Here is a 25,154-nt window from a genome sequence, read left to right as displayed (position 1 = left end):
AGGGGCGCACGGCAGCCGGGCATGGCGATATGTCCTCACTCAGGGTCCGCGCCCTGGTTCGACGTGACGGCGACAGGAGTCTCCTGGCTTCCGGATCGGCGGATTCCCCCGGTCTTCCAGCCCGCTCGCGCGGACCGTGACGTGCGGTGGGGGACCGCTCCCCGGTGACAGTGGCGGGACCGCGCCGGATTCGCACCGGCTTCCTCTGCTGTCGCCGTAATGGCTCCGGCAGTCCACCACGCCCCGCGAACGCCCGTCAACTCGCCGTTGACCTGCGACGGCGGGGTGTGGGCGGACGCACATCGGGCCGGACGCGCACGAGGTGCGTCCGGCCCGAGGGAGGGGTGTCGCGTCAGGCGACGATGAGATGGATGCCGTACGCGACCGCCGCCGCGCACAGCCCGAAGCAGACGTACGCCCCGGCGCGCGCCAGCAGCAGCGAGCCTCCCGCCGGACCGCCTTGCGCGGCCGGTTCCGGCTGCTTGGAGAGGCCGACGATGCCGAGCGTGAAGAGGCCCACCAGGGCGACGGTGGTGACGAGGGAGACGCCGAAGACGGTGCCCAGAGCTGCCCAGTCGATGTTCATACGGGGTGTCCTTTACCGGAGTACCGGGGTCTGTCAGACCGTGGCGGGTCGGGCCGGATCGGCGGCGACGGGAGCGGCGGGCGCCGGAATGGTGGCGGCGAGGTCGTGCGCCACGGTGGGCGGCGGGCTCACGGCCGCGATGGCCTGGGTGACGACACCGGCGGGCTCGGCCGGAGCCGTGTCCTCGGTGCCCGGTGCGACATCGCCGTGGCCGACGGGCTTGCGGCGCGAGAGCACCCAGATCGCCCCGGAACCGGCGACCAGGAGGGCCGCGACGACCACGACGCCCCAGGTGCCCTGCTTCGTCAGGAACTCGGCACCCGCACCGACCAGACCGGCGGCCGGCAGGGTCAGGCCCCAGGCGACGAACATCCGGGTGGCGGTGGACCAGCGGACCACACCCCCGGCACGGCCGAGGCCCGCGCCCATCACGGCCCCGGAGCAGGACTGCGTGGTGGAGAGGGAGAAGCCGAGGTGCGAGGAGGCCAGGATGACGGTGGCCGCGCTGGTCTGGGCGGCGAAGCCCTGCGGGGGCTTCAGCTCGGTCAGGCCGCTGCCCATGGTGCGGATGATGCGCCAGCCGCCGAGGTACGTGCCGAGCGCGATGGCCAGACCGGCGCTGACGATGACCCAGACCGGCGGGTTGGAGCCGGGGGAGAGGACGCCGCCGGTGACCAGGGCGAGGGTGATGATGCCCATCGTTTTCTGCGCGTCGTTGGTGCCGTGGGCGAGCGAGACGAGCCCGGCCGAGGCGATCTGCCCCGCCCGGTAGCCCTTGGCGGTCGCCTTCTCCTGGGCGTCGTTACGGATCTTGCCGCCGATCCGGTACGTGAGCCGGGTGGCCAGGAGCGCGGCCACACCGGCCACGATCGGGGCGGCGACGGCGGGCAGCAGCACCTTGGTGACGATGGTGCCGCCGTTGACCGACGACCAGCCGGCGGACATCACCGCGGCGCCGATGAGGCCGCCGAACAGTGCGTGGGAGGAGCTGGACGGGAGCCCGACCAGCCAGGTCAGAAGATTCCACAGGATGGCGCCGACGAGCGCCGCGAAGATGACCTCGGTTCTGAGGCCGTCCTCGTTGACGATCCCGCCGGAGATCGTCTTGGCGACCTCCACGGACAGGAACGCGCCGACCAGATTGAGAACGGCGGACATCGCGACCGCCGTCTTGGGTTTGAGTGCGCCGGTCGAGATGGTCGTGGCCATCGCGTTGGCGGTGTCGTGGAAACCGTTCGTGAAATCGAACACTAGAGCTGTCACGATCACTATCGCGAGCAGCAGCGTGATGTGTTCCATTTACCCAGGCAATCGTTCGACGTCATTGGCACGTGGAACGTAGGCAACTTGAGTGAACAGAAGATGAACTGAGCAGGGCGTTGCGGTGACCCCCTGGGCGGCGGCCGGACGGGGCCCGGAAAGGATCTTCGGATGAGTGACGGACGGCACGACGAGATGGCCCGTGGATGGGAGGCGGTCGTCGCCGCGGCGCGCCGCACGGCGGCCGAGGGGCTGGTCGTCGGAACCTCCGGAAACGTCTCGCTGCGGGTCGGCGACACGGTGCTGGTCACACCCAGCGGAGTGCCGTACGACCGGCTGCGCCCCGAGGACCTGACCGGCGTCGATCCGGAAGGCAACCAGACCTTCGGAACACTGGCCCCGACCAGCGAACTTCCCCTCCACCTCGCCGTCTACCGGAACACCGACGCGAAGGCCGTTGTGCACACCCACGCGGTCCACGCCACCGCCGTCTCCACCCTCGTCACCGAGGTCCCCTCCGTCCACTACGCCGCCGCGATGCTCGGCGGCACGGTCCGCGTCGCCCCCTACGCCCGGTACGGCACCCCCGAACTCGCCGCGAACATGCTCACCGCCCTCCGCGACCGCACCGGCTGCCTGCTCGCCAACCACGGCACCGCCACCTACGGCGCCACCCTCGACGAGGCGTACGACCGCACCGCCCAGCTCGAATGGCTCTGCCGCGTCTGGCTCACCGCGAGCGCCGTACCCGGCCGCACCCCGGCCCTGCTGTCGGAGGACCAGCTCGGCGAGGTCCTGGAGGCCCTGAAGGGATACGGGCAACAAGGCTGAGGCGGCACCGGACGGCCCTGCCCGCTGGCATCGAGGCGCCCGGACCCCGACACTGAGGGTGTGCGCCCGGTTACCGCGACGGCAGCGGCCGTCACCACACTCATCGGCGCCGGCGCGGCAGCGGTCGCGGCCGGCCGGTTCGCCGGCGACGTCGCCCTCAAGACGCCGCCCGGCCGACCGCTCCCCGCCGACCGCGAACTCACCGTCCACGCGACGGCCGCCGGGCAGGTCACCCTGACCCGGTCCCTCACCTCGCTGCGCCCCGGCACGTACGGGCTGACCGGCAAGGACGTCCACGCCGTCGTCGGCCCCGTGATCGACCGGGCCCACCAGGCCGCCGACACCGTCGTGCGCCGGCTGGAACGCGTCGACCACGGCATCCTCGCCCCCGGCGACAAGGTCCGCCTCACGCCCCAGGTGTACAGCGGCGACCCCGGCAGCGCGCTCGGTCTGGCCTTCCGCGAGGTGCGGATCCCCGGCGAGCTCGGCGAACTGCCCGCCTGGTACGTCCCGGCGCCCCGCCCCACCTGGGTCATCACCGTCCACGGCATCGGTGCGACCCGCGAGCACCCGCTGAACCTCGTCGGCTTCCTGCACGGCCAACAGCTGCCCGTGCTCGACCTCGCCTACCGGGGCGACCCGGGCGCCCCCCGCTCCCCGGACGGGCTCGGCCACCTCGGCGAGTCCGAGTGGCGTGACCTGGACGCCGCGATCCGCTTCGCCGTCCGCAACGGCGCCGAGCAGGTCATCCTGTACGGCTGGTCCACCGGCGCGTCCATGGCGCTGCACGCCTGCGTGGGCTCCGCGCTCCGCGACCGGATCTCCGGCCTCGTCCTCGACTCGCCCGTGCTCGACTGGACCGACACCCTGCGCGGCCTGGCCGCCGCACGCGGGGTGCCCGCCGCGCTGCTGCCGCTGGCCGTGCGCGCCGCCCAGGGCCAGACCGGACTGCACGGCACGGGGCTCCTGGAGACTTCGCTGCCGGCGACCCTGCACGTCCCGACGCTGATCTTCCACGGCCCCGACGACACTCTGGCGCCCTGGGTGCACTCCCGCCGGCTTGCCGCGACGCGCCCCGACACGGTCTCCCTGCACACCGTGGACCGCGCTCCGCATGCGGCGATGTGGAATGCCGACCCGGCCCGCTACGAGGAGACCCTGCGCCGCTTCCTCACGCCCCTGATGTGAGGTGATGCGCCGGTTCGGCCGATTGGTCCCGGCCGGTGCGGGGGCCCGTCAACGCCGGTGACCCGGGTTCCGTTTGGGCTTTCGGGCCGTCAGGGGCAAGACTGCTCCCGTGACGTCCCGTACCCCGCGCGACTCCAGGCTGCGTCTTGTCCGCCCGCGACCCCTCACCACCGCCCGAAGGGCCGTGACCACCCGGCGCACCAGGCCCGCGCCGCGCCCGCCCGAGGGCACCCCGCCCCGGGCGGAGCTGGCCCGCCAGGCCCGGACGGTCCTCGCCGACGCCGTACGGATCGCCCGCTGGGCGGCCGACGGGGCGGGCCCCGGCACCCCACCGCCGGCCGCACTCGAACACGCCGCCGCCGCGCTGGACATCTCCCCGGAGCGGGTGCGCTCCGGCTGGGACCGCGCCCGGCTCGCCGGACTGGTCGAACTCCACGGCGACACCGCACGCCCCGGCTGGCGGCTGCGCGCCTGGGACCGGGACGACTCCGCGGTGCTGCGCGGCTGGGTGGCGCTCTTCGACGCCTGGTCGCTCGTCCACCCCGCGCCCCGGGGCGTCGAGTCCACCGCGGTCGCCGAGGCCGTCGAGGCCGTGCCGCAGGTCCTCTCGCTGCTTCAGCTCTCGGCCGGCCCGGTCACCGTGCCCGCCCTCCTCGACCTCCTCGGCCAGCGCGTCGCGGAACTCCACGAGGAGCGCTGCGAGGTGCCGTACGGCTCCGAGCCGCTGCCCGCCCCCGCCGAACCGGCGCCCACCGCCCACCCCCCGGCCCTCGTCGCCCGTCTGCTCGACTGGGCCCTGGAGGGCCTGGCCGATGTCGGGGCGCTCACCCTCGGCGCGGACCAGGCCACGCTGACGCCGCTCGGCAACTGGGCGGTCTGGGTCAAGCTGGAACAGATCTGCGTCGCCGCGCAGAGCCCCGCCGGCAACATCGAGCAGGCCGCCGCCGACATGCTCCTCGGCTGCGCCCGCCTCACCCCCGGCCCCGCCCGCGCCGAATACCGCGCCTGGCTGGCCGCCCGCCCCGTCGGCAGCGCCGTCGCCGAACTGCTCGACGTCGCCCGGGGCGAGGACGCGTTGCTGCGCGGCCTTGCCTTCGAGGCCCTGCGCGTCGTGGGAGCCCCCGCGGAGCCCGAGGTCCGGGCCGTCCTGACCGACCCGCCCCTGCGCCCGTACGCGCTGCTCTGGCTCGCCGAGTACGACGGCGCGGACCCCGAGGACGCTCAGGAGGTCCTCAGCCGCGAGGAGGCAACGTGGCTCTGGGTCGACACGGCGGCGGCCGTCGCCGACCACGGTGAGACGGGCCTCCTGGTCCGCCACCTCGACTCGGCGGTCCAGGGCACGGTCCCGGCCCTCCTGGACGAGGTCCGCGCCGTCGGCCACCCCCGCACGGTCCAGGTCCTGGTGGCCCTGGCCGCGGCCCACCCGGACCCGGCCCTGGCCAAGGCGGTCCGCAAGGCGGCCTTCCAGGTCCACACGGGCGGCTCGTGATTCGGGGGCGCTGCCCCCGTACCCCCGCTCCTCAATCGCCGGAGGGGCTTGATTTTGCCGCGCGGCCACTTCCAGCCCCGCCGGCGATTGAGGCGCGGGGTCCGGGGAGGCGCCCCGGTTTCGGGAAGGGGCGGGTAGCGGACAGGGCCCGCCGCAGGCGCCCCCCGCCTCAGCCCGCCGCCCCCGGCGCATACGTGCCGAAGCTCCACACGTTGCCCTCCCCGTCCCGCGCCATGTAATCCCGCGACCCGTACGACTGATCCGTGGGCGGCATCAAGATCTCCACTCCATGCTCAACCGCCCGCGCATAGTGCGCATCCACGTCCGCCACCACCACATACACCCCCGCAGGCCCCGCCCCCGCCATCGCCCGGGCGAAAACCCCCTCCCGCCCCCGCGACCCCAGCATCACCCTGCCGTTCCCGCACGACAGCTCCGCATGCGTCACGGACCCGTCGTCCCCCTCGTACACCGCCTCCGCGACGAACCCCAGCCCCTCCGTCAGCAGCCGGATCGCGCCCTTCGCGTCGTCGTAGAGGAGCGTCGGGTACACCGTCGCCACACCCGTCTCCGCCATCGCGCTCAGCTCCTTCGTACGGCTTGTGTGATCCACGTCTCAGTCTCGCACCGCCCGCCGACAACGTCTCAGCGGAACGTGTCGCAGTCGCCCATGTCCCCGCTCCGGAACCCCGTGGTGAACCACTCCTGCCGCTGCGCCGCGGACCCGTGCGTCCAGGACTCGGGCGTGACCCGGCCCTGGAACCGCTCCTGGATCCGGTCGTCCCCGACCGACGCCGCCGCGTCCAGGCCGTCCCGGATGTCCGCCCGGGTGAGCTCGGTGATCAGCGGCCGCCCGGTCGACTCGTCGGGCGTGGTCGTCGCGTGGTGCGCCCAGACCCCCGCGTAGCAGTCCGCCTGGAGCTCCACCCGGACCGCGTTGCTGTTCTCGCCGGTCCGCCCGTCCTGGGCCCGGCCCAGCGTCCCCATCTGGTTCTGCACGTGGTGTCCGTACTCGTGGGCGACGACGTACGCCTGCGCGAACGGCCCGCCGCTCGACCCGAACTTCGTCCGCAGCTCGTCGAAGAACCCCAGGTCGAGGTAGACCTGCCGGTCGCCGGGGCAGTAGAACGGGCCCACGGCCGAGGTCGCGGAGCCGCAGGCCGTACCGACCCGGTCGGTGAACAGGACGGTCCGCGCCGTCGCGTACCGCGCGTCGCGCCGGGTGAACTCCTGGCCCCAGTAGTCCTGCACGCTGTTGACCACCGCGACGATCCGGCAGTCGTCCTTCGTGTTGGCGTCCCGCCCGGTCCGGCAGTCCCGCGCCACCTGCCCCACCGAGGACGCGGTCGCCGACGGCGAGTCGCCCGACGAGAGCCCGAGCTGGTCGGGGCCCACCCCGAAGAGCAGCCCCAGGATCAGCGCGATCACCCCGGCGATGCCCCCGCCCACGGTGGCCCGGCCGCCCGGGATGCGGCTGCCGCGTACGTCCCTGACCTCCGACGTGTCCAGACCGGCGTCGTCGTCGAACTGCATCGCATACCCTCCGCCACGGATCACGGTCCCTTCGCCGAGTATCCGGGCATACGCCCTGTAATGCCCTGTTCACGTCCTGCGCCCGGGCGGGCGCACCCGTGGGGGAGCACGCGGAAAAGTCGGTGGACACCGCCAGTAGACTGGTTTCCATGGCAGTTCTCCTTGTGCGTGTGCGTGAGTAGCGGCGTCGATCCGTCACCACCCGTCGTTCCTCCGCCCTTCCTTCCGCCCTGGAGTACCTCCCCGTGATCACCGCCTCCGGCATCGAGCTGCGCGCCGGCGCCCGTCTGCTCATCGAATCCGCCAGCTTCCGCATCGCCAAGGGCGACCGCATCGGCCTCGTCGGCCGCAACGGAGCGGGCAAGACCACCCTCACCAAGTGCCTCGCCGGCGAGGGCGTCCCCGCCGCGGGCACCATCACCCGCTCCGGTGAGGTGGGCTACCTCCCGCAGGACCCCCGCACCGGCGACCTCGACGTCCTGGCCAGGGACCGGGTCCTGTCCGCCCGCGGCCTGGACGAGATCCTGCGCAAGATGCGGGAGAACGAGGACCGGATGGCGAACGGCAAGGGCGCCACCCGCGAGAAGGCGATGAAGAAGTACGAGCGCCTGGAGACGGAGTTCCTCACCAAGGGCGGTTACGCCGCCGAGGCCGAGGCCGCCACCATCGCCGCCGCGCTCAGCCTGCCCGACCGGGTGCTCGGCCAGCCGCTGCACACCCTCTCCGGCGGTCAGCGCCGCCGCGTCGAGCTGGCCCGCATCCTCTTCTCGGACGCCGACACGCTGCTCCTGGACGAGCCGACCAACCACCTCGACGCGGACTCGATCGTCTGGCTGCGCGACTACCTCAAGACCTACCGCGGCGGCTTCGTCGTGATCTCCCACGACGTCGAGCTGGTCGAGACGGTCGTCAACAAGGTCTTCTACCTCGACGCCAACCGCTCCCAGATCGACGTCTACAACATGGGCTGGAAGCTCTACCAGCAGCAGCGCGAGGCCGACGAGAAGCGCCGCAAGCGCGAGCGCCAGAACGCCGAGAAGAAGGCCGCCGCCCTCAACGCGCAGGCGGACAAGATGCGCGCCAAGGCGACCAAGACGGTCGCCGCGCAGAACATGGCCAAGCGCGCCGACCGGCTGCTGTCCGGCCTGGACGAGGTCCGGGTCGCCGACAAGGTCGCCAAGCTGCGCTTCCCCGACCCCTCGCCCTGCGGCAAGACGCCCCTGATGGCGGAAGGGCTCTCCAAGTCCTACGGCTCGCTGGAGATCTTCACCGACGTCGACCTGGCCATCGACAAGGGCTCCCGCGTCGTCATCCTCGGCCTCAACGGCGCCGGCAAGACCACGCTGCTGCGGCTCCTCGGCGGCGCCGAGCAGCCCGACACCGGCCAGGTCGTGGAGGGCCACGGCCTCAAGCTCGGCTACTACGCCCAGGAGCACGAGACCCTGGACCCGGACCGCACGGTCCTGGAGAACATGCGCTCCGCCGCCCCCGACCTGGACCTCGTCGACGTCCGCAAGACGCTCGGCTCGTTCCTGTTCTCCGGGGACGACGTGGACAAGCCGGCCGGGGTGCTCTCCGGCGGCGAGAAGACCCGGCTGGCCCTGGCGACCCTGGTCGTCTCCTCCGCCAACGTGCTCCTGCTGGACGAGCCCACCAACAACCTGGACCCGGCCAGCCGCGAGGAGATCCTCGGCGCGCTGCGCACGTACAAGGGCGCCGTCGTCCTCGTCACGCACGACGAGGGCGCCGTCGAGGCCCTTCAGCCGGAGCGGATCATCCTGCTTCCGGACGGCATCGAGGACCTGTGGGGTGCGGACTACCGGGACCTGGTCGCCCTGGCCTGATCCCCCCGGACTGGATCATTCGGCCTACCCGAGATCCGTCATCTGTGTGAGTACGTCTCATACCTCGGCGCGGCGCCCGGCAGATAGCTGCCGGGCGCACCCATTTCCGCCCCCCTGTCCTTGCGTGCCCTGACCTGGACGTTCCTTCCCGGACGCCCGCACGACACCCCGTACGACCTGTTGGAATGAGGCATTCCGGTCGCACCGGCGCACTCCCGGGGCGCGAATCCGGTCGCAGAGACCTTGCCGAATGGGTGGCCAGGAAGCGCCCGAGGGGTGATCATGAGAGTCCAGAGCGCACTTCCCATGAGGAGGCACGGGTGGCCGAGACTCTGAAGAAGGGCAGCCGGGTAACCGGCGCCGCGCGCGACAAGCTCGCGGCAGACCTGAAGAAGAAGTACGACTCCGGTGCGAGCATCCGGGCGCTGGCCGAGGAAACGGGCCGCTCCTACGGATTCGTCCACCGGATGCTCAGCGAATCCGGCGTGACGCTCCGCGGACGCGGCGGCGCCACACGAGGCAAGAAGGCCGCTGCGGCCTGACGGCCGGCAGCGGATCGGGGTACGTCGACGGACGGCCCCGGGAGTTCCCTGGTCCGGGTGCGCCCACCCGGTCGGCCGCAGGGCCGATCCGGTGGTTACTGTTCAGTCACTTAGCTTGATGTGCTGACTGCACCCGAACCGGAGGACCCGTATGACCTCGCTCGACTCCGTGCTCGACCAGGACGGCGTCCGACTCACCGTCGACGACGCGGTTGCCACGGTGACCCTCACCAACCCGGCGAAGCGCAACGCCCAGTCTCCCGCTCTGTGGCGGGCGTTGACCGAGGCCGGACGGGCCCTGCCCGGGAGTGTGCGGGTCGTCGTGCTGCGCGCCGAAGGCGTGTCGTTCTCCGCCGGGCTCGACCGCCAGGCGTTCACCCCCGAGGGGTTCGACGGTGAGCCGTCGTTCCTCGACATGGGGCGCGGCCCGGAGGCCGAGCTCGACGCGCTGATCGCCGAGTACCAGGAGGCGTTCACCTGGTGGCGCCGCAACGACATCGTGTCGATCGCGGCCGTCCAGGGCCACGCCATCGGCGCGGGCTTCCAGCTCGCCCTCGCCTGTGACCTGCGCATCGTCGCCGAGGACGTCCAGTTCGCCATGCGCGAGACCAGCCTCGGCCTGGTGCCCGACCTCACCGGAACGCACCCCTTGGTGCACCTCGTCGGGTACGCCCGCGCGCTGGAGATCTGCGCCACCGGCCGCTACGTCCACGCCGAGGAGGCGGAGCGCACCGGCCTGGCCAACCTCGTCGTGCCCGCCGCCGACCTCGAAGGCGCCGCGCGCGACCTGGCGGGTGCCCTGCTGGCCGCCCCGCGCGACGCCGTCATCGAGACCAAGGCGCTGCTGGGCGGAGCCCTCTCGCGCACGTACGAGGAGCAGCGCGCCGCCGAACGGGCCGCGCAGGGCCGCCGCCTCCGCGACCTGGCGAGCGCCCTCGGCTGACGCACGGGCGGGTCGGCCGGGGCCGTGACGCCCCCGCCGGCCCGTACCCGTACCGCGGCTCAGTCCTCCGCGACCGCCGTGACCAGCACCGCGACCGGGGGCCGCCCCTCGGCCGCCTCCGTCACCGCCTCGCGCACGGCGAGGGCCACGTCCAGCGCGCGGTGACCGCTCTCCGTCGCCAGCTCGACGCGCACATGGTCCTCGCCCGTCCGCACCGCCGGACCGAGCACGCCGGTCAGCGCCGCCACCCCGGCCACCGAGGCGGCGGCCCGCCCCGCGGCGTTCTCCGCGTCCACCGGGCGCACCTCCACCGGCTCCGGCTCCACCCGTTCGGGTGAGCCGTCGAGCAGTCCCGTCACCCGCAGGTCCACCTCGGAGACCACCAGGCCCAGCCGGCGCGCGGCGGCCGACAGAAGGGCCGCGCGCAACGCGTCGGCGGCTGCGGGCAGGGGCCGGTCGGCCGTCGCGGTCATCGTCGCCTCGATTCGTAGGGGACCCGGCGGCAGCGCGCTCGGGGGCGGGGGCACCTGTGCGGCGGGAGCCGAGTCCGGGTCGGCCACGGCGATCCGCAGCTCACCGAGAACCGGACCGGGCCCGGGGCCCGCCACGGCCCGGCGCAGCACCGCGACCGCGGCCCGCTCCGCGATCCAGGTGCCGTCCGCCGGACCGCCCAGAGGGAGCAGCCGCCCCAGCGAGAGCCGTTGCCGTACCGCAGCCGTCCACGCGTGGGCCCTGTGCGGGCCGTCAGCCGTCGTCATGGCCACCAGACTGCCGTATCCACAGCGCGAGTCGGGGCAAGCGCCCTTAATGTGGGCGAAGTAGTCACATCTGCCCCGAAGGGAAGAGCGGCGATGACCGAGACCCCACAGCGGAACCGGCCCGAGAACCCCGACAGCAACGCCTCGGGCGGCAGCAGCCTGACCAAGCGCGGCGGAGGCGATCCCGGCACCCGCGGCCGTACGACCATCGCGGACGGCGTGGTCGAGAAGATCGCCGGAATGGCGGCACGCGACGTCGTCGGGGTGCACGCGATGGGCAGCGGCCTGTCCCGCACGTTCGGTGCGGTCCGCGACCGGGTCCCCGGCGGCTCCAAGTCCGTCACCCGGGGCGTCAAGGCCGAGGTCGGCGAGACCCAGACCGCGCTGGACCTGGAGATCGTCGTGGACTACGGCGTGTCGATCGCCGACGTCGCCCGCGATGTACGGGAGAACGTCGTCGCGGCCGTCGAGCGCATGACGGGCCTGGAAGTGGTCGAGGTCAACATCGCCGTCAGCGACGTGAAGCTGCCCGATGAGGACGACGATGACGACGAGTCAGAGTCCCGCGTCCAGTAGTCCCGGCGTCCCCGAGCGGTTGAGGAGCACACGATGAGCATGGCTGTGGCCGGTCTGCTGGCCGGCATGGCGCTCGGTTTCGCCGGATACTTCGGCGGGTTCGGAGCCTTTGTGCTGGTGGCCGCCCTCGGAGCGGTCGGCTTCGTCGCCGGCCGCTTCGTCGACGGCGACCTGGAACCCGGCGACTTCTTCCGCAGTCGCGAGCGCGGCGACCGACGGCGGTGACGGCGGTGTCGGGGGCGAGCGGCCCGGTCCCGGCCGGGGAACGGGGAGAGACGCGGATCGCCGACCGGGTGGTCGCGAAGATCGCCGCGCAGGCGGCCAAGGAGGCGGTCGACACGACCCCGAAGGAGGCGGCGTCGCCCCGTGCCACGGTCACCGTGCACCGCGACACCGCCCGCGTACGGGTGAGTCTGGAGCTGGGATATCCCACGGACATCGGCCACCAGTGCGGTGCCGTGCGTCGGCGGGTCGCCGAGCGGGTAAAGGCGTTGGCGGGGATGGAGGTGCCCGAAGTGGCCGTCCAGGTCGAACGCCTGCATCCCACCGGAGCGAGCCTGGCGGCACAGGGGAGGATTCGATGACCGAGCCCCACGACCCGGACGACGGCACGCGGCGACCGCCCGAGGTCGGGGCGGTGGAACACGGCAGTGTCCTCGCACTCGACCAGTCGGCCTCCTCCGCGGCCTACGACCCCGCGCCCGGCAAGGAACGGCCCGACGGTCACGCGGGGCGCTTCTGGGCCGCCCGCCGCATCCCCGCCGGCATCACCGCCGCGGTGATCCTCGGCGCGAGCGGCCTGCTCCTCTACGACGTGGCAGCGGTCCGTGCCGGACACCCCGCGATGCAGTGGCGCCGCACCCTGGCGGACGAGCTCGCGACCCGGCGGCTGGACGACGTCTGGGTGCTGACCGGCGCGTCCGTCGCGGCCGCCCTCGGGCTCTGGCTGCTGCTCCTCGCGCTCACGCCCGGGCTGCGCGAACTGCTGCCGATGCGCCGCGAACACACCGACGTGCGCGCCGGGCTCGACCGGACGGCGGCGGCCATGGTGCTGCGCGACCGGGCCGTCGAGGTGGCCGGCGTCCAGTCGGTCCGGGTCCGCATGGGCCGGAGCAAGGTGGGAGTGCGTGCCGTCTCGCACTTCCGGGAACTGGACGACGTACGGGCCGACCTGGACACCGTGCTCTCCACAGGCATCCGGGAACTGGGACTCGCCAGGCAGCCGAGCCTGTCGGTCCATGTCCGCCGGCCGGCGAAGAAGGGGTGAACGGCGTGCTCAGGACCGTCAACCGGGTACTGCTGGGGCTGGCCGGGCTGGTGCTGATCTGTGTGGGCGGCGGGGTGCTCGCCGCGGCGGCGGGCCTCTCCGTGCCGTCCTGGTGGCCCTGGTACGGCAAGAACGACGTCCTGCTCAGCGAGGCCGACCGGGACCGCTGGCGCGGCGAGGGCTGGTGGTGGCCGACCGTGATCGCGGTCCTCGCCGTCCTCGTGGTTCTCGCCCTGTGGTGGCTGCTGGCCCAGCTCCGCCGCTCCCGCCTCAACGAGGTGCTGGTGGACAGCGGGGACGGCGAGGGCGCCCTGCTGCGCGGCCGCGCCCTGGAAGGGGTGCTCGCCGGGGAGGCGGGCGCCCTGGACGGCGTCGCCCGCGCCCAGGTCACCCTGACCGGCAAGCGCTCCACCCCGGCCGCCCGCGTCCGGCTGCTGATGGAGCCGCACGCCGCGCCCGACGAGGCGCTGGGGAGGCTGAGCGGCGAGGCGCTGGCCCACGCGCGGGACTCCGCCGGGCTGGCCCGGCTGCCCGCCGAGGTCCGGCTCAAGGCCGTCAAGCACCGGGCCGCGCGGGTGAGCTGACGGGCGGTGCGGTGGCGCGGACCCCGCGCCACCGCCGTATCACCGCACGCCCCTAGGACGTGTCCGCGAAGTCCCGTCTGGCCCGCGACGCCTGGCACGCACTCTCGCCGCACCGGCCGAAATCCCTAGTACGTCCAGTACGGGGGATTGCGGCCGGCACGCCGAGAGCACGCACCATGCGCCGCGGGCCACGCCCTTCGGGCGTACGACGGGACTTCGCGGACACGCCCTAGAAGCCATGCCGGTAGCCGCCGTCGACCGGCACCATGATGCCCGTCAGGTACGAGGCGGCGGGGGACAGCAGGAACGCGGCCGTGCGGCCGAACTCCTCCGGGGTGCCGTAGCGGCGCAGCGGGATGTTCGCCTCGTTGGCGGTGCGCGAGGCCTCCGCGTCGCCCGACAGCGCGTCCAGCTCCCGCACCCGGTCCGTGTCGATCCGGGCCGGCAGCAGACCCACGACCCGGATGCCGCGCGGTCCGAGCTCGTCGGCCATCGACTTCGCGACACCGGCCAGGCCGGGGCGCAGCCCGTTGGAGACGGTCAGCCCGGGAATCGGCTCGTGGACGGAACCGGAGAGCACGAAGCCGATGACCCCGCCCTCGCCGAGCGCCGCGGCGGCCGCCCTGGCCAGCCGTACCGCACCCAGGAAGACGGACTCGAAGGCCCTCTGCCACTGCTCGTCGGTGTTGTCCGCGATCCCGCCCGGCGGCGGGCCGCCGACGCTGATGAGGATGCCGTCGAGCCGGCCCAGGCCCTCCCGGGCGGCCTCCACCAGACGTTCGGCCGCCGCCGGGTCGGCGTTGTCGGAGGCGAGGCCGACGGCGTCCGGGCCCAGTTCGGCGGCGGCCTGCTGGGCGCGCCGCTCGTCCCGGCCGGTGATGATCACCTTCGCGCCGTCCGCCACCAGGGCGCGCGCGGTGGCGTGGCCGAGCCCGCGCGTCGCTCCGGTGACGATGTACACACGGTCCTTCAGTCCAAGATCCATGGCCCTATCCTGCCGTGCCGCCCCCGGCGTCGTCCTCGGCGGCCCGTGCTTCGGCGGGCTGCGCCTCGGCGAGCGCGACCGCCGTGCCGACCAGGCCGATGTGGCTGAACGCCTGCGGGAAGTTGCCGAGCTGGCGCCCCGCCGCCGTGTCGTACTCCTCGGCGAGCAGGCCCACGTCGTTGCGCAGGGCGAGCAGCTGCTCGAAGAGCTCGGTGGCCTCCTCGGGTCGCCCGGTCATCCGCAAGGCGTCCGCCAGCCAGAACGAGCAGGCCAGGAAGGCGCCCTCGCCGCCCGGCAGGCCGTCGATCGAGCCGCCGTCCGTGCTGTAGCGGCGCACCAGACCGTCGCTGCCCAGCTCCTCGCGCACCGCGTCGACCGTGCCGATCACCCGCGGGTCGTCCGGCGGCAGGAAGCCGGTGCGGGCGATCAGGAGCGTCGCGGCGTCCAGCTCCCGGGAGCCGTACGACTGGGTGAAGGTGTTGCGCACCGGGTCGTAGCCCTTCTCGCACACCTCCCGGTGCACGGCGTCCCGCATCGCCCGCCAGCGGTCGGCGTCCCCGGCCAGCGAGGGGTCGTCCTCCAGGCTGCGCACCGCCCGGTCGGCCGCGACCCAGGCCATCACCTTGGAGTGCACGAAGTGGCGCCGCTGCCCGCGGATCTCCCACAGCCCTTCGTCCGGCTCGCGCCAGGTGGACTCCAGGAACCCGAGCAGGCTGAGCTGGAGGCTCCAGGCGTGCGGCTTGTCGTCCAGGCCCGCGTCCCGGGCCAGCCGGAGCGAGTCGATGACCTCCCCGTAGACGTCCAGCTGGCGCTGGCGCACCGCCGCGTTGCCGATCCGGACCGGGGCGGAGTTCTCGTATCCGCGCAGCCACGGCAGCTCGGACTCGGGGAGTCTGCGCTCGCCGGCCAGCCCGTACATGATCTGGAGGTCGGCCGGGTCCCCGGCGACCGCGCGCAGCAGCCAGTCCCGCCAGGCGGCGGCCTCCTCCAGATAGCCGGCCGAGACCAGCGCGCCGAGGGTGAGCGTGGAGTCCCGCAGCCAGCAGAAGCGGTAGTCCCAGTTCCGTACGCCGCCGATCTCCTCCGGGAGCGAGGTGGTCGGGGCCGCCACGATGCCGCCGGTCGGGCCGAAGGTGAGCGCCTTGAGGGTGATCAGCGAGCGGATCACGGCGTCCCGGTACGGGCCCTCGTACTTGCAGCGGGCGGACCACTCGGCCCAGTCGGTCAGGGAGTTCTCCAGCGCCTCGTAGGGGTCGACGAGCTTGGGCCGGGGCGAGTGCGAGGGGTGCCAGGTCAGCACGAAGGCCACCTTCTCGCCCTCGGACACGGTGAAGGACGAACAGGTGGAGAACTGCTGGCCCCATGTCTTGACCGGCGGTTCGCTGCGCAGCCAGGCGGAGTCCGGCCCGGCGACCGCGACCCGGTGGCCGTCCGAGCGGCGCATCCAGGGCACGATGGACCCGAAGTCGAAGCGCAGCCGGATCACGGACGCCATCTCGACGGTGCCGCTGACCCCCTCGACGATCCGCATCACGTCCGGCTCCCTGTCGCGCTGCGGCATGAAGTCGATGACCTTGACGGTGCCGGTGCGTGTCTCCCAGTACGTTTCCAGGACCAGGGAGTCGCCCGCGTAGCCACGTCGGGTGCAGGTGTCCGCGCCCTTGGGGGCGATCCGCCAGTGGCCGTTGTCCTCGTCGCCGAGCAGGGCGGCGAAGCAGGCGCCCGAGTCGAAGCGGGGCAGGCACAACCAGTCGACAGAACCGTTTTTGCCGACCAGGGCCGCGGTCTGGAGATCGCCGATGAGGGCGTAGTCCTCGATGCGTGGGGTCACGTTCAGGCGTCTTCCCGAACGGGGCCTCCGTTAAGCAGACTGCGTGCCAGGAGAGGCGGGAGTCACCCCTGGGCCGGCTCGGGCTCCGGTTCCGGTGTCGCGTCCTCGGCGGCCGCGGCGGCCGCCTCCGCGGCGGCGACCCGGTCGCGCTTCTCACGCCGGGCCAGGACCACGAAGCCCACCGGGACCCCGGCGGCGAACAGCCACCACTGCACGGCGTACGCCATGTGCGGGCCGATGGAGCTGTCGTCGGGGGCCTCGATCGGTTCCGGCGAGCCGTTCTTCGGCGCCGGGGCGGTGAGCTCGATGTAGCCGCCGAGCACCGGGCGGTCCAGCAGCCGGGCCTGCTGGGCGCTGCTGATCAGCATCACCTGACGGTCCGGAAGGTCCGAGATGTCCTTGATGCCGCTCGCGCCGGTCGTCTCGTCGGCCTTGAGGCGCCCGGTGACGGTCACCTCGCCCTTCGGGGCGGCCGGTACGTCGGGGAAGGCGTGCTGGTCGTCGGCGGAGGGGACCCAGCCCCGGTTGATCAGGACCGTGCCGCCGCCCTTGAGGTCGAACGGGACCAGCACGTGGACGCCGATGGAGCCGTCGGTGGCGGTCCTGCGGCGGACGACCACCTCGTGCTTCTCGTCGAAGGTCCCGGTGGCCGTCACGGTGCGCCAGTAGTCCGCGCGCGGAACGGTGTGGCCGGGGGAGGTGAGTGCGGACACGGCGACCGGGTCCGCCTTCAGATTGCGCGAGATCAGGGCGTTCTGCGCGACCTTGTGCTCGTGCCGGTGCAGCTGCCAGAAACCCAGCTCGATCATCGTGGGGATGAGGACGAGCGAGAGGAGGGCGAGGATCAGCCACTGCCGGGTCATCAGGAAGCGGTACACCCCACGACGGTACAACCGGCCGCGGGGTGCCTCGCGCACGGGGTGGCCGAAGGGGTGGCCGCCCCGCGTCCTCAGACGCGGTCCACGATGCCCACCTTCCCCTCCGCGCGGGCGCAGTGCCCGCCGCAGAACCAGTGTCCGTCGACCTCGACGCCCTGGCCGATGACCTGGACCCGGCAGTGCTCGCAGATGGGCGCCATGCGGTGGATGGCGCAGGCGAAGCAGTCGAAGACGTGCACCGCGCCCTGCGCGTGCACCTCGAAGGACATCCCGTAATCGTTTCCGCAGACCTCACAACGTGCCATGCGCCACAGGGTGGGACCCGGACGCGGCAGTGGGCGGTCGGCGGGCGGCGAGTCGCTCCCGGTTCACTCCGATGACGGCGTGGGCGCCGGCACCTTCGCGACGGCCGGGGCGACATCGCGCAGGAGATGGGTGAAGGCGCTCTCGTCCAGGACCGGGGTGCCGTAGGCCTTCGCCTTCACCGTCTTCGACGTCGCCGAGTCCGGGTCGTTGGTGACGAGCAGGCTGGTCAGCCGGGAGACGCTGGTTGCCACGTGCAGCCCCGCCTCCACCGCGCGGTCCTCCAGCAGTTCGCGGTCGACCGAGGTGTCCCCGGAGAACGCCACCCGCATGCCCTGCTTGAGCGGTTTGTCCTTCTCGTACCGTCCCGGGTTCGGATACGGGCACGCCGGACGCTTCCGCGAGGCGCGCCAGGTGCCGTGTCCCCCGTACGAGGAGGAGGACCCGGACCGCGGGGCCACCGGCGACTGCGACCACTCGGTCAGCGGCCGGCACTCCAGGAGCGGCAGCCGCACCCCGTCCCGCGCCGCCGCGTGCAGGCTCGGGCGGAACGCCTCCGCCAGCACCCGCGCGTCGTCCAGCGCGTGGTGCGCGTGCTGCTGGACCACGCCGAAGTGCTCCGCGAGGGACGCCAGCTTGTGGTTGGCCAGCGGCAGCCGGAGCTCCTTGGCCAGCGCGATGGTGCACAGCCGCTGCCGCACCGGCGCGGTGACCGAGGCGCGCGCGTACTCCCGCGCCAGCATCGACCAGTCGAACGCGGCGTTGTGCGCGACGAGCACCCGGTCCGCCAGCCGTTCGGACAGCTCGGCGGCGATCTCGGGGAAGAGCGGGGCCCCTTCCAGCACGTCGCTCGTCAGCCCGTGGATCCAGACCGGACCCGGGTCGCGCTCCGGATTGACCAGCGTGTACCAGTGGTCCTCGACGTCGCCCCGCGCGTCCAGGCGGTAGACCGCGGCGGACACTATCCGGTCGTCCCGGGCGAGCCCGGTGGTCTCCACGTCGACGACCGCGTACCCCTGCGGGTAGGCGGCCGGCCAGGGCGCTGCGGTCTGCGGGTCGTCGAGCATGGTCACAGAGAATACGGGCCGTGTCGGACAGTCCCCTATTCGGTGCGGGTGCGTGCCCGGTGGCGCCGCGGGTGAGACCATCCCGGGATGACGCGAGCGCCTGAGCACGACGAACCTCACGGTGCCGGGCTGGGCGCCCGGCTCAACTGGCTGCGGGCCGCCGTGCTCGGGGCGAACGACGGCGTGGTGTCCACCGCCGGACTCGTCGTCGGTGTCGCCGGGGCCACCGACGACCGGGGTGCCCTGCTGACGGCCGGGCTGGCCGGGCTGCTCGCCGGGTCCCTGTCGATGGCGGCCGGCGAATACGTCTCGGTGTCCACCCAGCGCGACTCGGAGAAGGCCGCGCTGGCCACCGAGAAGCGGGAGCTCCAGGAGACCCCGGAGGCGGAACTCGCCGAGCTGACCGGGTTGTTGGAGGGCAAGGGGCTGAGCCGCGAGGTCGCCCATGAGGCGGCCGTCCAGCTCACCGAGCGGGACGCGCTGCGCGCCCACGCGGAGGTCGAGCTCGGCATCGACCCGGACGACCTGACGAACCCCTGGCACGCGGCGGGCGCCAGCTTCCTCGCGTTCACCGTGGGCGCGCTCCTGCCGTTGCTCGCGATCGTGCTGCCCCCGGCCACCGCCCGGGTCCCGGTGACCGTGCTCTCCGTCCTCGCGGTGCTGGCCGTGACGGGCTGGTGGAGCGCCCGCCTGGGCGAGGCGGCCCCGGGCCGTGCGGTGCTGCGGAACATGGGCGGGGGAGCGGTGGCCATGGCGGTGACGTACGCGGCGGGGCATTTGCTGGGGGCGGCGGGGGTTTAGGGGTTGCTCTGCCGTCTGATGCGCCCGGGAGGAAAATGCTCCTCCCCGATGGCGGGGGTGCCGGAGCCGAGGGTGATAGTGAGTCCGTCGAGGCCGGCCAGGGGGGTGAGGTCGTAGGGCCCGGCGTCGCCGAGGTCCTTCCGCGTCGCGTAGAGACGGAGTCTGGTCAATCCGCCCAGCTGGGCCAGCGGCCCCAGTCCCCGGGACAACCGGCAGCGGTGGAGCTGGAGCGCAGTCAGGCGGGTGGCACCACCCAGCGCGTTGAGGTCGAGCTCGTCCATGTCATCGAGGATGAGACTGCGGAGCCTCGGAAGCGTCGTGAAAGCGGACACGCTGAGGAGTTGGAGCCGGCTGTTCATGCGCAGGTACTCCAACTCGGTCCACTGCTCGATCCCCTCCAGGCTCATGTCACTCGCCTGCGCGCCCATGGTCAGCGAGGTGAGCCGGCGGCTCAGCGGGAGTTCGCCGATGCTGTCGACGGGGAAGCGGTGTCCCAGAAACACGCTGGATACCTCTGTGAAGGCTTCCAGTTGCTCCCCCGGCAGGTCGGGGTGCAGCCCTGTCAACGAGAGCCAGGTCAGCGGGAGAGCATGCAGAGGGCTGAGGTCGCGGACTTCGGGGCACTTGCTGAGCCCCACCTTGGTGAGTGAATCCATCGAAGCCAGCGGGGTGAGGTCGGTCAGCTCCTTGTTGTCGTAGACGTAGAGGCTCGTCATGTTGCTGCGGGTGGCCAGCGGGGACAGCCCCGGGTGGGGTCCTTGGAGCCGGATCGCACGTGCGTCGGGGATATGGCTGAGGGTCGTCAGCTGCTCTGGGGCGAATGCGGAGAGGTAGGGGCCGCGCCCGCTCCACGACCGCGCCGCCAGAATTTCCCGCGCGTACGTGAGGGTGTCGAAGGCGCCCCATGCCTCGCACAGCTGGATGCCGACCGAGTGCCCACCGGCGCCGCGATACCGCCTGATGACCTCGTAAGCCGCATCTCCGCCCACCAGCCCCGCAGTCATCACCACGAACCCCGCCGCGCGATCGCCCTCCACCTCCCCCGGCCCCGGCAGCAGCTCCAGCACCAGCTCCCCCACCGCCGCCAGCGCCTCCGCCTCCTCGCGGCTGCGGGGCGGCAGCAGCGCCTCCGTGCGGTCGCGGATGTCGGCCCGCAACGCGGGCCCCAGCTCCGGGGCGTGCTCCGCGCTCGCCGCAGCCAGCAGGACCAGGCGGTGACGGTGCCGGGGCGCCCGGTCCGCGCGCCGCAGCAACTGCCGCAGCAGCCGCTCCCGTTCGTCCGGGCGGGCGTGGCCCACCGCCATTTGGATCACGTCGTGCCACTGGTCGTCGTGCGCGTTCTTGACCAGGACGCCCAGGTCGCGGGCCTCCACCGCGGCTTTGGCGCCCAGGTAGTCCTGGAAGGTGCGGTGCACGAACCCGACCGCCCCGGGCGCGGGTTCGCGGAGCAGGCCGCTCCTGATGAGGAGGTGCGAGAACACGTCCTCCGGGGTCGCCCGGATCTGCGACATCGCCGTCAGCCACTCGGTCACCAGATCGAGGGCCTCGCCCCGGTCCGCCTCCGCCAGGCCGTTGCGGATCAGCCAGTACGCCAGCCGTTGCAGCAGCGCGGTCTGCTCCTCACGGGTCAGGTCGACGCCCTCGACCCCGGTGATCTCGCGCTCCGTGTCGCGGCGCACGAGGAGCATGTCCAGCGCGGCGTCGTACAGCTCCTTCCGGGCCCTCGGCAGCTGCATGCGCCGATCGCGGTTGAGCGCGCACAGCAGGGCGCACATCAGCGGGTTGGTGGCCAGCCTGCCCAGATCGCGCCGGGTGACCACGGCGTGCCGCAGCGCCTCCTCGTACGTGTCGAGCCGGTCGCGCTCCTCGTCGGACGCGCACTCCAGGCGGGCGGCCCGGTGCCAGTGCTCGATGAAGGAGCGGATGTCCTTCCCCCGCATCGGCAGCAGCGAGTGCGCCTCGAAGCCGGAGCCGGACAGCCAGCTCTCCGGGACCGCTGAGGGCCGTGTCGTCACCACGTACCGGGAGCGGGGATACGCGGTGATGAGGTCCTTCAGCCACCGCTCCGTGCGCTGCCGCAGCCGTGCCGGGACCTCGTCCACCCCGTCCACCAGGACGAGGCCGCGCCCCTCCGACAGCAGCCGGTCCGCCCAGCCCGCGGGCGCCGAGCCGTGCAGCGGGACGCCCGCCGCGCGCAGGAAGTCCTCCGGGCCCGGCAGCCGGTCGTCCGAGGTGAACGCGCGCAGGCGCAGGACGAACGGGACGCAGCGGTTCCAGTCCGCCAGCTCGCCGCCGAAGGACTGCCGGGCGGCGTTCACCGCGAGCCACTGCACCAGGGTGCTCTTGCCGGACCCGGCCGGCCCCCGCAGCAGCAGCCGCTCGCTCCCCGCGAGGCACTGCTCCACCTTGACCGTCACCCGCTCCGGACCCCCGGCCTCCCACCATTCCGGCACGCTGTCCTGGGAGCTCACCGCCAGGCTGATGTAGGCCGTCTCCAGCGGCCAGTCCCCGGCCGAGCGGCCCAGCGTCAGCCCGAATAGCTCCATCCGGCTGTGTGCCTGCGCGATGAAGCGCGCGTAACGCCCCTCGAAGTCCAGGGCGGCGGCGTCCGGCGCCGGGCCGAGCCGCCCGCGTACGTGATCCACCGCCTCCCGCAGGCTCTCCGTGGCGCGGGTCTGCTCCACCGCCGCACGCGCCATGAACGACGGCTCGGCGGTCAGCTGCTCCACCAGATGCGCGCAGCACAGGGCCAGCAGCTCCCCGTACAAGCCCCTCGCCCGCTCCGAGAGCCCCGGATCCGGCGCCGGGAGCGCCGCCGCGAGCCGTTCCGGATCGAGGCCCGCGGCGAACAGCCGGTCCGCCGTCACCGCGTCCCCGGCCGCGAAGGCGTCCCGTACCGCGTCCACGGCGGCCAGGCGCTCGTGCCCGGGCACATCGGCGTACGACTCCGCCAGCCGCCCGCCCAGCACCTTCGCCAGCCGGTCCGGCTTCGCGGGGCGGGGGAGCGGGCGGACCGGGTCGGGGACGAGGCCGGCGCCGGGCTTCGGCGCCAGCAGTGACCTGGTCACCGTGCCGATCACCGTCGTCGCCAGCCTCAGCAACGCAACTTCCAGTCCCTGCACGGTAGTTCCTCCACCAAGTCACGCCGGTTGAGCGATCGTACGTCGCCTCCCTGTCGGAAGGTGCCAAAGAGTGCTGACAGCCGGTCTCACATACTTGTTGGTAACAACATCTGGTCCCCGGCCGACCCCGGCCCTACCGTGCAGGCATGCCGACGAACCTGCCCGATGTAGTGCTCTGGTCCATACCGGCCTTCGTCCTGCTCACCGTCCTGGAGATGGCGCTGCACCACTTCCATCCCGACGAGGACGCCGCCGGGTACGAGGCGAAGGACGCCGCCACCAGCATCACCATGGGGCTGGGCAGCCTGGTCTTCGACCTGATGTGGAAAGTGCCCATCGTCGCCCTCTACACCGCGGTGTACGAGCTGACGCCGCTGCGCGTCCCGGTCCTGTGGTGGACGGTCCTGCTGATGCTGCTCGCGCAGGACTTCTTCTACTACTGGTCCCACCGCGGCCACCACGTCATCCGCATCCTGTGGGCCTGCCACGTGGTGCACCACTCCAGCGAGAAGTTCAACCTCTCCACCGCGCTGCGCCAGCCCTGGACCTCGCTGACGTCCTGGCCGTTCTATCTGCCGCTGATCGCGTGCGGGGTGCACCCGGCGGCGCTCGCATTCTGCTCGTCGGCCAACCTCGTCTACCAGTTCTGGGTGCACACCGAGCGGATCGGCAAGCTGCCACGGCCCTTCGAGTACGTGCTCAACACGCCCTCCCACCACCGGGTGCACCACGCCTCGCAGGGCGGCTACCTCGACCGCAACTTCGGCGGCATCCTCATCGTGTGGGACCGCTGGTTCGGCTCGTTCGCCCAGGAGACCGTGCGGCCGGTCTACGGGCTCACCAAGAACATCCACACGTACAACCCGCTGCGCGTCGCCACCCACGAGTACGCCGCCATCGCCCGCGACGTCCGCGCCGCGAGCGGCTGGGGCGAGCGGGCCGGGCGGATCTTCCGCGGCCCGGGCTGGCAGCCGGCCGCGGCCCGTACCGCCCCGGCCGCCGCCCCCGTCGCCGCGCCCGCCCCCGAGGGCACCGCATGAACGAGCGCTTCGCCCGGCCCCTGCTCATCGCCTTCCTCGTCGCGTGCGCCGTCGACCTCGTCGGCGTACTCACCGGCCCCGACTGGCTCCACCTCGGCGCCAAGCCGCTCCTGATGCCGCTGCTCGCCGGATACGCCCTCGCCCGGCGCGGGCCCAGGCTGCTGATCGCGGCGCTGCTGTGCGGCTGGGCGGGCGACGTGTTCCTGCTGATCGACTCCGACCTGGCGTTCCTCGTCGGGATGGCCGGGTTCGCGGCCGGGCACGTCTGCTATCTGGTGCTGTTCGGGCGGGCGCGCGGGGCGCTGATCCCGGCGCTCGTGTACGCCGTCGTGCTCACCGCGTTCCTCGTCCTGATCTGGGACGGGCTGCCGGCCGGGCTGCGGATCCCGATGGCCGGCTACAGCCTGCTGCTGACCGCCATGGCGTACCGCTCCGGCGTCCTCGGCCGGTACGCGGCGACCGGCGGCGCCCTCTTCCTGCTCTCCGACGCCCTCATCGCCACCGGCATCGCGGACTGGCCCCAGCTCCCGGCCCCCGGCTTCTGGGTGATGCTCACCTATGTCGCCGCGCAGCTCCTGCTCACCCTGGGTGCGCTCGCCCCGGCCCGGCGGGAAGCCGGCTCGGGGGCGTACCGTGAAAGGAGTATCAGCATCTGAGATCAGCAAGGACCCCCACGCATGCGCGCCACCGTTATCCACGCCCCCCACGACATACGCGTCGAGGAGGTGCCCGACCCGGTGATCCAGCAGCCCACCGATGTGGTGCTGAGGGTCCTGCGGGCCTGCATCTGCGGCAGCGACCTGTGGGCCTACCGGGGTGAGTCCGCCCGGCAGCCGGGCCAGCGCATCGGCCACGAGTTCCTCGGGATCGTCGAGGAGGCCGGGTCCGAGGTGCGCGGGTTCTCCGCCGGTGACCTGGTCGTCGCCCCGTTCGTCTGGTCCGACGGCACCTGCGCGTACTGCGCCGAGGGCCTGACCACCTCCTGCCCGCAGGGCGGCTTCTGGGGCTCGGTGGGCTCCGACGGCGGGCAGGGCGAGGCCGTCCGCGTCCCGCACGCCGACGGCACCCTCGTCGCCCTCCCGGCCGCCGCGGCCTCCGACGACCGGCTGCTCACCGGCCTGCTGGCCCTCTCCGACGTGCTCGGCACCGGCCACCACGCGGCGGTCGGCGCGGGCGTACGGGCCGGCTCGACCGTCGCCGTCGTCGGGGACGGGGCCGTCGGGCTGTGCGGAGTGATGGCCGCCAAGCGGCTCGGCGCCGAGCGGATCATCGCGCTCGGCCGGCACACGGCGCGCACGGACATCGCCCGGGACTTCGGCGCCACGGACGTCGTCGCCGAGCGCGGCGACGCGGCGGTCGCGGCGGTACGGGAGCTGCTCGGCGGCGAGGGCGCGCACTGCGTGATCGAGGCCGTGGGCACCGAGCAGTCGATGCGCACCGCCGTCGGCATCGCCCGGGACGGCGGGGCGATCGGCTACGTCGGCGTCCCGCACGGCAGCGGCACCGGGCTCGACCTCGGCGACATGTTCAACCGGAACATCGCGCTGCGCGGCGGCGTCGCCCCCGTGCGCACGTACATCCCGGAGCTGCTGCCCGACGTGCTGGACGGCACCATCGACCCCTCGCCCGTCTTCGACCTGTCCGTCGGGCTCGAAGACGTACCGGCCGGCTACAAGGCGATGGACGGGCGCACGGCGCTCAAGGTCCTCATCACGCCGTAACCACC

Annotated in this window: 26 protein-coding genes and 1 riboswitch; of the genes, 15 read left to right on the top strand and 11 right to left on the bottom strand. The window is 73.0% G+C overall.

The genetic code is table 11. The features are described from left to right. Window positions 1–77: 77 nt before the first annotated feature. Window positions 78–205: riboswitch (cobalamin riboswitch) on the bottom strand. Between the two features lie 147 nt (window positions 206–352). Together OHS17_RS07320 and OHS17_RS07315 are read right to left on the bottom strand one after the other, a co-directional pair. Further along, a complete protein-coding gene (locus tag OHS17_RS07320; protein WP_330311504.1) occupies window positions 353–586 on the bottom strand; it encodes a hypothetical protein in 234 nt (77 codons plus the stop codon). A 33-nt stretch (window positions 587–619) separates the two neighbouring features. Continuing rightward, window positions 620–1,885, bottom strand: a complete 1,266-nt coding sequence (locus OHS17_RS07315) for an inorganic phosphate transporter (RefSeq protein WP_330311503.1) — start codon at window positions 1,883–1,885, stop codon at window positions 620–622. Between the two features lie 132 nt (window positions 1,886–2,017). On the opposite strand from OHS17_RS07315, the gene OHS17_RS07310 reads away from it, so the two are divergent. The 3 genes from OHS17_RS07310 (at window position 2,018) to OHS17_RS07300 (ending at window position 5,354) form a co-directional block, all read left to right on the top strand. Continuing rightward, on the top strand, window positions 2,018–2,677 hold the full coding sequence (locus OHS17_RS07310) for a class II aldolase/adducin family protein (protein ID WP_330311502.1): 660 nt from the start codon (window positions 2,018–2,020) through the stop codon (window positions 2,675–2,677). Between the two features lie 60 nt (window positions 2,678–2,737). Next, the gene (locus OHS17_RS07305) at window positions 2,738–3,865 is read left to right on the top strand and encodes an alpha/beta hydrolase (protein ID WP_330311501.1); all 1,128 of its coding nucleotides are present in this window, start codon (window positions 2,738–2,740) and stop codon (window positions 3,863–3,865) included. A 184-nt stretch (window positions 3,866–4,049) separates the two neighbouring features. Continuing rightward, the gene (locus tag OHS17_RS07300; RefSeq protein WP_330315179.1) at window positions 4,050–5,354 is read left to right on the top strand and encodes a hypothetical protein; all 1,305 of its coding nucleotides are present in this window, start codon (window positions 4,050–4,052) and stop codon (window positions 5,352–5,354) included. 169 nt (window positions 5,355–5,523) lie between these two features. Here OHS17_RS07300 and OHS17_RS07295 read toward each other — a convergent pair whose 3' ends face one another. Beyond that, window positions 5,524–5,931 carry a VOC family protein gene (locus OHS17_RS07295; protein ID WP_330311500.1) on the bottom strand — a complete coding sequence of 136 codons (408 nt, stop codon included), beginning with the start codon at window positions 5,929–5,931 and terminating at the stop codon, window positions 5,524–5,526. 68 nt (window positions 5,932–5,999) lie between these two features. Next, window positions 6,000–6,887 (bottom strand): KPN_02809 family neutral zinc metallopeptidase, encoded by an 888-nt coding sequence (gene ypfJ / locus OHS17_RS07290; RefSeq protein WP_330311499.1) that lies wholly within the window; start codon window positions 6,885–6,887, stop codon window positions 6,000–6,002. A 245-nt stretch (window positions 6,888–7,132) separates the two neighbouring features. Between ypfJ and OHS17_RS07285 the strand changes: the two genes are divergently transcribed. The 3 genes from OHS17_RS07285 to OHS17_RS07275 all read left to right on the top strand — a co-directional run bounded on the left by OHS17_RS07285 (window position 7,133) and on the right by OHS17_RS07275 (window position 10,216). Continuing rightward, complete coding sequence (locus OHS17_RS07285) at window positions 7,133–8,731, top strand: ABC-F family ATP-binding cassette domain-containing protein (RefSeq protein ID WP_018104696.1); 1,599 nt, start codon at window positions 7,133–7,135, stop codon at window positions 8,729–8,731. A gap of 320 nt (window positions 8,732–9,051) precedes the next feature. Then, the gene (locus OHS17_RS07280) at window positions 9,052–9,273 is read left to right on the top strand and encodes a helix-turn-helix domain-containing protein (protein ID WP_007263382.1); all 222 of its coding nucleotides are present in this window, start codon (window positions 9,052–9,054) and stop codon (window positions 9,271–9,273) included. A 151-nt stretch (window positions 9,274–9,424) separates the two neighbouring features. Continuing rightward, on the top strand, window positions 9,425–10,216 hold the full coding sequence (locus tag OHS17_RS07275) for an enoyl-CoA hydratase/isomerase family protein (protein ID WP_073864760.1): 792 nt from the start codon (window positions 9,425–9,427) through the stop codon (window positions 10,214–10,216). 59 nt (window positions 10,217–10,275) lie between these two features. On the opposite strand, the gene OHS17_RS07270 is transcribed toward OHS17_RS07275, so the two are convergent. Next, entirely contained in the window at window positions 10,276–10,974 is a 699-nt protein-coding gene (locus OHS17_RS07270) for a hypothetical protein (protein ID WP_330311498.1), read from the bottom strand. 93 nt (window positions 10,975–11,067) lie between these two features. On the opposite strand from OHS17_RS07270, the gene OHS17_RS07265 reads away from it, so the two are divergent. From OHS17_RS07265 to amaP, 5 genes are read left to right on the top strand one after another with little or no spacing between them, the layout of a single operon-like run. Beyond that, window positions 11,068–11,550: an Asp23/Gls24 family envelope stress response protein gene (locus tag OHS17_RS07265; protein ID WP_018104699.1), complete on the top strand. Its 483-nt coding sequence runs from the start codon at window positions 11,068–11,070 to the stop codon at window positions 11,548–11,550. A gap of 33 nt (window positions 11,551–11,583) precedes the next feature. Further along, window positions 11,584–11,775 (top strand): hypothetical protein, encoded by a 192-nt coding sequence (locus tag OHS17_RS07260; RefSeq protein WP_018104700.1) that lies wholly within the window; start codon window positions 11,584–11,586, stop codon window positions 11,773–11,775. Further along, window positions 11,772–12,134 carry an Asp23/Gls24 family envelope stress response protein gene (locus OHS17_RS07255; RefSeq protein WP_383168406.1) on the top strand — a complete coding sequence of 121 codons (363 nt, stop codon included), beginning with the start codon at window positions 11,772–11,774 and terminating at the stop codon, window positions 12,132–12,134. Before OHS17_RS07260 ends, OHS17_RS07255 begins: the two co-directional genes overlap by 4 nt. Then, a complete protein-coding gene (locus OHS17_RS07250; RefSeq protein WP_330311497.1) occupies window positions 12,131–12,817 on the top strand; it encodes a DUF6286 domain-containing protein in 687 nt (228 codons plus the stop codon). The genes OHS17_RS07255 and OHS17_RS07250 overlap by 4 nt, the downstream gene beginning before the upstream one ends. After that, window positions 12,814–13,401 carry an alkaline shock response membrane anchor protein AmaP gene (gene amaP / locus OHS17_RS07245; protein WP_018104703.1) on the top strand — a complete coding sequence of 196 codons (588 nt, stop codon included), beginning with the start codon at window positions 12,814–12,816 and terminating at the stop codon, window positions 13,399–13,401. Before OHS17_RS07250 ends, amaP begins: the two co-directional genes overlap by 4 nt. A 229-nt stretch (window positions 13,402–13,630) precedes the next feature. On the opposite strand, the gene OHS17_RS07240 is transcribed toward amaP, so the two are convergent. The 5 genes from OHS17_RS07240 to OHS17_RS07220 form a co-directional block, all read right to left on the bottom strand. Further along, window positions 13,631–14,386, bottom strand: coding sequence for an SDR family oxidoreductase (locus OHS17_RS07240; protein ID WP_330311496.1), 756 nt, complete (start codon window positions 14,384–14,386; stop codon window positions 13,631–13,633). Between the two features lie 4 nt (window positions 14,387–14,390). Further along, a complete protein-coding gene (locus OHS17_RS07235) occupies window positions 14,391–16,217 on the bottom strand; it encodes a glycoside hydrolase family 15 protein (protein ID WP_330311495.1) in 1,827 nt (608 codons plus the stop codon). A gap of 62 nt (window positions 16,218–16,279) precedes the next feature. Next, window positions 16,280–17,095, bottom strand: coding sequence for an SURF1 family cytochrome oxidase biogenesis protein (locus OHS17_RS07230; RefSeq protein ID WP_161210313.1), 816 nt, complete (start codon window positions 17,093–17,095; stop codon window positions 16,280–16,282). Window positions 17,096–17,166: 71 nt separating this feature from the next. Then, the gene (locus tag OHS17_RS07225; RefSeq protein WP_026171732.1) at window positions 17,167–17,400 is read right to left on the bottom strand and encodes a hypothetical protein; all 234 of its coding nucleotides are present in this window, start codon (window positions 17,398–17,400) and stop codon (window positions 17,167–17,169) included. A 63-nt stretch (window positions 17,401–17,463) separates the two neighbouring features. Beyond that, window positions 17,464–18,471: a DEDDh family exonuclease gene (locus OHS17_RS07220; protein ID WP_330311494.1), complete on the bottom strand. Its 1,008-nt coding sequence runs from the start codon at window positions 18,469–18,471 to the stop codon at window positions 17,464–17,466. Between the two features lie 81 nt (window positions 18,472–18,552). Between OHS17_RS07220 and OHS17_RS07215 the strand changes: the two genes are divergently transcribed. Next, complete coding sequence (locus OHS17_RS07215) at window positions 18,553–19,266, top strand: VIT1/CCC1 transporter family protein (RefSeq protein ID WP_330311493.1); 714 nt, start codon at window positions 18,553–18,555, stop codon at window positions 19,264–19,266. Here OHS17_RS07215 and OHS17_RS07210 read toward each other — a convergent pair. Beyond that, on the bottom strand, window positions 19,263–22,388 hold the full coding sequence (locus OHS17_RS07210) for an NACHT domain-containing protein (RefSeq protein ID WP_330311492.1): 3,126 nt from the start codon (window positions 22,386–22,388) through the stop codon (window positions 19,263–19,265). The two genes, OHS17_RS07215 and OHS17_RS07210, sit on opposite strands and share 4 nt — an antisense overlap. Window positions 22,389–22,534: 146 nt before the next feature. On the opposite strand from OHS17_RS07210, the gene OHS17_RS07205 reads away from it, so the two are divergent. The 3 genes from OHS17_RS07205 to OHS17_RS07195 are packed head-to-tail and all read left to right on the top strand — an operon-like array spanning window position 22,535 to window position 25,149. After that, window positions 22,535–23,428 carry a sterol desaturase family protein gene (locus OHS17_RS07205; RefSeq protein ID WP_330311491.1) on the top strand — a complete coding sequence of 298 codons (894 nt, stop codon included), beginning with the start codon at window positions 22,535–22,537 and terminating at the stop codon, window positions 23,426–23,428. Then, window positions 23,425–24,084 (top strand): lysoplasmalogenase, encoded by a 660-nt coding sequence (locus OHS17_RS07200; RefSeq protein WP_330311490.1) that lies wholly within the window; start codon window positions 23,425–23,427, stop codon window positions 24,082–24,084. The genes OHS17_RS07205 and OHS17_RS07200 overlap by 4 nt, the downstream gene beginning before the upstream one ends. Before the next feature lie 21 nt (window positions 24,085–24,105). Continuing rightward, a complete protein-coding gene (locus tag OHS17_RS07195; RefSeq protein WP_073864767.1) occupies window positions 24,106–25,149 on the top strand; it encodes a zinc-dependent alcohol dehydrogenase family protein in 1,044 nt (347 codons plus the stop codon). The last annotated feature ends 5 nt before the right edge of the window (window positions 25,150–25,154 follow it).

It is taken from the genome of Streptomyces sp. NBC_00523 (assembly GCF_036346615.1).
Taxonomy (GTDB): domain Bacteria; phylum Actinomycetota; class Actinomycetes; order Streptomycetales; family Streptomycetaceae; genus Streptomyces.
This window is presented reverse-complemented; position numbering and strand designations above follow the sequence as displayed.